Origin of the sequence: Methylobacterium sp. WL103 (assembly GCF_008039885.1) — a bacterium.
GTDB classification, from domain to species: domain Bacteria; phylum Pseudomonadota; class Alphaproteobacteria; order Rhizobiales; family Beijerinckiaceae; genus Methylobacterium; species Methylobacterium cerastii.
Genome location: NZ_VRUX01000269.1, coordinates 1 through 5,585, shown reverse-complemented (window position 1 = coordinate 5,585; position 5,585 = coordinate 1). Strand labels below are relative to the sequence as shown.

Genomic DNA, 5,585 nt, shown 5'->3' with positions numbered 1-5,585 from the left:
AGGCCAGGGTCTGCGCGGCGGCCGGCGCCACGCCGGCGGCGAGGAGGGCGAACAGCCCGAGGCCGAGCGCCCGGATCCCCGTTCCCTTGCTGCTGAACACCCGGCCCATCGCCCAAACCCTCCGTCGATGGAGGCACGATGGGCCCGCGCGCCCTCCACGGCGCTGAAGCCGATACGAGCAATTTTATCGATTCCCCGCCGCGGCCGGCGCGCCTCGCAACAGCCCGAACCGGACGCTTTGGCGACCCGGCGGATTGTCGGCATCGCGTAGAGGATCGGGAAACCCTGTGCGGCCGCCGCGGTCGCCGTCCGGTCGATCCGAAGTTCCGATGCGGGACGTCAAACGCAGCGATCGGACGCGATCCGACCGAGCGAGCGGCCGACCCGGCAAAGGCGATCACCGTTCAGGTCAGGCTTGATGAATGAGAAGGGTTTTCGGACGGCGGCGTGCGTGCGATCCGGCAAAACCGCATCGTTCGCTCGATTCGCAGAATCAATCGGCAATGACGTGGTGACCGCGACGCGTCCGTCCCGGCGGCGGCGGCCACAACCAAGTCGCCGAAGCGTTCGGCCCCGGCCGCCGCGTGCTTAGAGCGTCATGCCTTCGTGGAAGCGGTCGGGGGAGAGCGGCAGCATGAACTGCACGCCGAACCCGCCTTCGAAGTATCGCACGAGCTTGCCCGGCGTGCTGCCGATCGTGAGCGTCGTGCCCAGCGGCGGCGCGCTGAGGCTGGCCAGGGCCACGCCCGACATCGAGATGTCGATGACCCGCGCCTTGATCTCGCGCCCGCTTTCCAGCCGCACGACCACCGCCGGCTGCTTGGGCACGATGCGCTCGTGGGTCCGGCCCTCGGGCAGGCCGAGCATCTCGCGGTTGGCGAGCCAGGTGAGCTGCGAGGCGATCTTGTCGCGCTTGCGCGGCGTGGCCGACAGCTGGATCGCGAAGCCGCCCTTGGGATGGCGCGCGATGACGCCCTCGATCCGGCCGATATGCTCGAGGTACAGCACCACGCGCTCGCCGAGCTCACCCACCACCGCGCAGGTCAGACGGACGCCGCCGGGCGACATGTCGACGGTCTGGCACGGATATTCGCGGCGGTCGGACAGCATGTAGCGGCCGAGCAGGGAGACCGGCACGCGCTGATGGCGTCGCAGGTCGGAGGCCTGCGCAAGGCGCAGTGTCGTCGTTCCCGCTGAGTTCTGCGCCATCATCATCGCGGGAATAGTCGGTCCGTCGTTGCTCGCTTGCAAAACCTAGCAATTATCTGGTTACGAAAACCTTGTTCCAGGCACACAATCTGAGGTTTCTTGCTCAAGGTGCCTGTTCAATTTTCTCGCGTCAGTTCTGCGGCCGGCGTCTCCGCTGCTTTCAGACCCGTCCGCCGCGGTGGACCATGAGGTGCCCGCGACGGAACGGGGCGCTGTCGTTGGCCGGCGGGGGGAGGGCGCCGAACGCCCCGGCTTCGAGGCCCGCGAGATCGAGGACCGAGTCGTCGCCCTGCGGCCCATCGTGGAGGGCGTCGGGCATGGGCCGGGCCAGCATCCGCAGGGAGAGCGTGTTGAGGCGCACGAGCGGACGCAGGCCGAGCCAGGTCGGCGGGGCGAGGGGGCTCAGCGCGCCGAGCGCCCGCGCCTGAGTGCGCGCGCGGTGGCGGAGCGGCAGCAGGAGGAATTCGAGGTCGACGGTCTCGCCGTCCGTGTTGGTGCCGCGCAGGCCCGCGACGACGCCGATCGCGTCCGCCGCCACCGTCTCGACCATCCGCCATGGGTCCGCCGAGGCCTGGCCCCAGAGGGCGGACAGGTGCGCGGCCCGCAACTCCCGCCCGAACAGGGCGCAGACGCGGGTGCCGGCGAGCCGCAGGGTCGCGGTCCGGTGCGGCATGTCGAGTTCGAGGATCAGGCTGTCTGCCAGCAGGTGGCGGATCGCGCCGGGTTCGATCTCGGAGCGCTCCGGGGCGCAGCGCTGCCCGCGAAGCCGGTCCCAGTAGCTGTAAAGCATGCGGCTGGTCGGATGCTTCATCGGTGTCCCGGACTGACGCGCGGCGGCGTGGCGATCGGTGCCGCTTCGGAACACCTTCGATCTCTCGTGGTGCATCCAGCGGCTGTTCGACCGTCACGGTGCACAACCTACGCCCGGGGTCACGGTCAAGCTCGCGCAACCCTTCGTTAAGGTTAAGCGGAGGTTGACGTTGCACGCCGGGCGGCCCTGCGAGACAATGTTCACGAAAGCGTGACGGTTCGGGTCGCCCCGACGCCGTCACGTCTCCGGGTCGCCTTTGCGAGGTGCGCGGAGGGATCGGGCGCCCGCGCCCCGCCGTCTCCTGGTCCGGACGGTGCCCGGCCCCGCAAGGGGTCTCGGATCCTCTGCTTCAGGGAGGTCGCCCGTTCGCGGTGCGCCTCCCTTTTTTTGTTCGCCGGCCGCCGTTCCGGCCGTCGCCGCGGCCGCAGGCCCTTGCAGCGGGAGCCGTCGCCCCGACATGTGGCGCCATGGATGCTTCCCCCGATCTGCCGCGCCAGGGCCGCGTGCCCGTCTTCAACATGCCGGGCGTGGTCACCGTCTCGATCGGCCTGCTGCTCGCGATCCATGCGGTCCGCGAGATCCTGCTGCCGGACGCCTGGGACATCCGCCTGGTGCTCGACCTCGCGCTGGTGCCGTCCCGCTGGACGACATGGTTCGACCCGGCCCAGGCCGACGCGGTGCTGCGCGCGGCGAGCGAGGCCGGGGACGCGCAGTTCGCCGCCGCGCGCGAAGGCTTCGCCCGCTACGTGCTCAGCGAGCCCGGCGCCTACCCGTGGAGCTTCGCCACCTACGGCCTACTGCACGGCTCGTGGATGCACGTGATCTTCAACAGCGTCTGGCTCGCGGCCTTCGGCTCACCGGTGGCGCGGCGCTGCGGCGCCTGGCGCTTCGGGCTGATCGCCCTTGCCGGCACGGTCGCGGGCGGGGCGCTGCATGTCGCGATCGACCCGCTGAGTTCTTCGCCGCTGATCGGCGCCTCCGCCGGCGTGTCGGCGCTGATGGCCGCCGCCGCGCGCTTCGTGTTCCAGCCGCCGGCGGCGGGCTACGGGACGCAGGCCTGGCAGCTGCCGCCGCACCGGCCGGCCGAGACCGTCCCGGAGCTTTTGCGCAACCGCACCGCGGTGACCTTCCTGGTGATCTGGCTGGCGACGAACCTGCTGTTCGGCCTGATCAGCCTGCCGCTCGGCGCCGAGAACGCGGCGGTCGCGTGGGACGCCCACCTCGGCGGCTTCGTCGTCGGCTTCCTGATGTTCCCGTTCGTGGACCCGCAGGCACGACCGCCGCGGTAGCCGGCCCGAGCCGCTTGTATGACCGGCCGCATGACGGCGGCCGGCATTCCCGTTCGACGATGTGGACGCCCTCGGCAGGCGCCGCGCGCCCGGTCTTGCCATGGCGCGGCATCCGCCACACACTCGCATCGATCGCACGGCGCGATCCGGGATCAACCCGGGCACGCCTCCGGTCCCTATGCGCGCCGCGGCTGACGGCGCGGGCGGCGTCACCTCCTGGGAGGGATCTTCATGACCATCGCACGCATCCTCGCCGAGAAAGGCGCGGACATCGTCACCATCACCCCCGAACGGACCCTCGACGAGGCGATCCATCTCCTTGCGGAGAAGCGCATCGGCGCCCTCGTGGTCACCCACGGCGACGGGTCGGTCGCCGGCATCCTGTCCGAGCGCGACATCATGCGAGCGCTGGCCAAGCTCGGCGGCGGCGCCTTCGATGCGCCGGTCTCCGCGCACATGACCGCCGAGGTCGTCACCTGCAAGCGCGCCACGACGGTGGAGGACGTGATGCAGCTGATGACCGAAGGGCGCTTCCGCCACGTTCCGGTCTGCGAGGACGGCCGGCTCGTCGGCCTCATCTCCATCGGCGACGTGGTCAAGCGCCGGATCGCGGCGGTCGAGGCCGAGCACAAGGCGATGCGCGACTACATCACGATGGCCTGACGCCTCCGCTCAAGCCGGAACGGGATCGAGGGTGACGTGCCACAGGTCGGCGTCGGCCGCGTCCTTCAGCGTCACCGTCATCTGCTCCGTCCGCCCGTCGACGGCGACATGCCCGAAGAACTGGTAGCCTGCCGCTGGCGACAGGTTCACCTGGCCTTCCGGCGGCGCCTTCACGAAACGCAGCTGCGGCCCGAACGTGTCGTCGAGCGTGTTCGGGCCGAAGGTGCCGGCGTGCAGCGGGCCTGAGACGAACTCCCAGAACGGCTCGAACTCCTGGAAGCGGGCCTTGTTGGGGTCGTAGTAGTGCGCGGCGGTGTAGTGCACGTCGGCCGTGAACCACACCGTGTTGCGGATGTTCGCAGCCTTGATGAAGCGCAGCAGGTCGGCGATCTCCAGCTCGCGCCCCAGGGGCGGGCCGTCGCCCTGCGCAACCGCTTCGGAGCCGAAGTTCCGGTCGCCGTCGTAGGTGACGACGAGGCCGAGTGGCATGTCGGCGGCGATCACCTTCCAGGTCGCGCGCGACTCCATCAGCGCCCGCTTGAGCCAGGCGAGCTGCACCGGCCCGAGGAAGTACGCGTCCGGGCCGTAGGCGGTCTGGCGGTTCTCGCCGTTCGGCCCGCGATACGAGCGCATGTCGAGCATGAACACGTCGACGAGGGGGCCGTAGGCGATCTTGCGGTAGACGCGGCCGGGCTCGGCCGGCTCGAAGCGCATCGGCATGTATTCGTGGAAGGCGCGGGACGCCCGCACCTCGAGCGCGCGCACGTTCGGGTCGGCGTACCTCTTCCTTAGGTGCTCGGCCCGGGTCAGCGGCTCGCCGGGCCACCAGTTGTTGGTGACCTCGTGGTCGTCCCATTGCGCCAGGATCGGCACGGCGGCGTTCATCGCCAGCACGTTCGCGTCCGTCAGGTTGTATTGGTAGCGGCCGCGGAACTCGGCGAGCGTCTCGGCGGGCTTCGACACCACCTCGGTGACGCGGTTGCGCCAGAGCGTGCCGTCAGGCAGTCGCACCTCGGCCGTGATCGGCCCGTCGGCGTAGATCGTGTCGCCGGAATGCAGGAAGAAGTCCGGGCGGTTGGCCAGCATCGCCTTGTAGATGGTCATGCCGCCGCGGGCCTCGTCGATGCCCCAGCCCTGGCCCGCCGTGTCGCCCGACCAGCAGAACGAGACCGAGCGCCGGTCGGCCGGCGCGGTGCGGAAGCGCCCGACCTGCGCCGGGCCGCGGATCGTCGGCGCCGCGAGGTCTTCGAGCCGGATCCGGTAGACGATGTCCTGCCCCGGCGGCAGGCCGGTGAGCGCCACCTTCACGGTGCCGTCCGCCTCCGGTAGGGCGTCGGCGAAGGTGCCGCCGCGGATCTCGGCGAAGCTGTCGGTGGTGGACCATTCGACGATCGCGCGGCACGGCCGGCCGGCGCGCGCCCAGACGATCGCGGAGTCGGTGCCGACGTCGCCCGATTGCAGGCCGTGCGTGAGGATCGGCCGGTCGGCGGCGACGGCGCGGTCGATCGAGAGGTAGAAGACGCCGAAGGCGACCAGCGCCGCGACCGCGAACTCCAAGGCGACGTTCGGCAGGGTCTGCGAGCGGCGGATCACCTCGCGGCCGAAGACCAGCG

Annotated in this window: 6 protein-coding genes; 3 read left to right on the top strand and 3 right to left on the bottom strand. The window is 70.6% G+C overall.

Annotated features, from left to right (window positions below):
- Positions 1–138 precede the first annotated feature (138 nt).
- Positions 139–426, top strand: a complete 288-nt coding sequence (locus tag FV222_RS29705) for a hypothetical protein (RefSeq protein WP_187277352.1) — start codon at positions 139–141, stop codon at positions 424–426.
- 162 nt (positions 427–588) lie between these two features.
- Here the strand turns inward: FV222_RS29705 and FV222_RS15920 are convergent, their stop codons facing one another.
- Both FV222_RS15920 and FV222_RS15915 read right to left on the bottom strand, forming a co-directional pair.
- Positions 589–1,209 carry a PilZ domain-containing protein gene (locus tag FV222_RS15920; RefSeq protein ID WP_246685490.1) on the bottom strand — a complete coding sequence of 207 codons (621 nt, stop codon included), beginning with the start codon at positions 1,207–1,209 and terminating at the stop codon, positions 589–591.
- Between the two features lie 160 nt (positions 1,210–1,369).
- The gene (locus FV222_RS15915) at positions 1,370–2,020 is read right to left on the bottom strand and encodes a PAS domain-containing protein (protein ID WP_147815041.1); all 651 of its coding nucleotides are present in this window, start codon (positions 2,018–2,020) and stop codon (positions 1,370–1,372) included.
- 467 nt (positions 2,021–2,487) lie between these two features.
- Here FV222_RS15915 and FV222_RS15910 point away from each other — a divergent pair, with 467 nt between their 5' ends.
- Both FV222_RS15910 and FV222_RS15905 read left to right on the top strand, forming a co-directional pair.
- Positions 2,488–3,309, top strand: a complete 822-nt coding sequence (locus FV222_RS15910) for a rhomboid family intramembrane serine protease (RefSeq protein ID WP_147754379.1) — start codon at positions 2,488–2,490, stop codon at positions 3,307–3,309.
- A 231-nt stretch (positions 3,310–3,540) separates the two neighbouring features.
- Positions 3,541–3,972, top strand: coding sequence for a CBS domain-containing protein (locus tag FV222_RS15905; protein ID WP_147762364.1), 432 nt, complete (start codon positions 3,541–3,543; stop codon positions 3,970–3,972).
- 9 nt (positions 3,973–3,981) lie between these two features.
- On the opposite strand, the gene FV222_RS15900 is transcribed toward FV222_RS15905, so the two are convergent.
- Positions 3,982–5,508: an alkaline phosphatase D family protein gene (locus FV222_RS15900; protein ID WP_246685491.1), complete on the bottom strand. Its 1,527-nt coding sequence runs from the start codon at positions 5,506–5,508 to the stop codon at positions 3,982–3,984.
- Between the last annotated feature and the right edge of the window lie 77 nt (positions 5,509–5,585).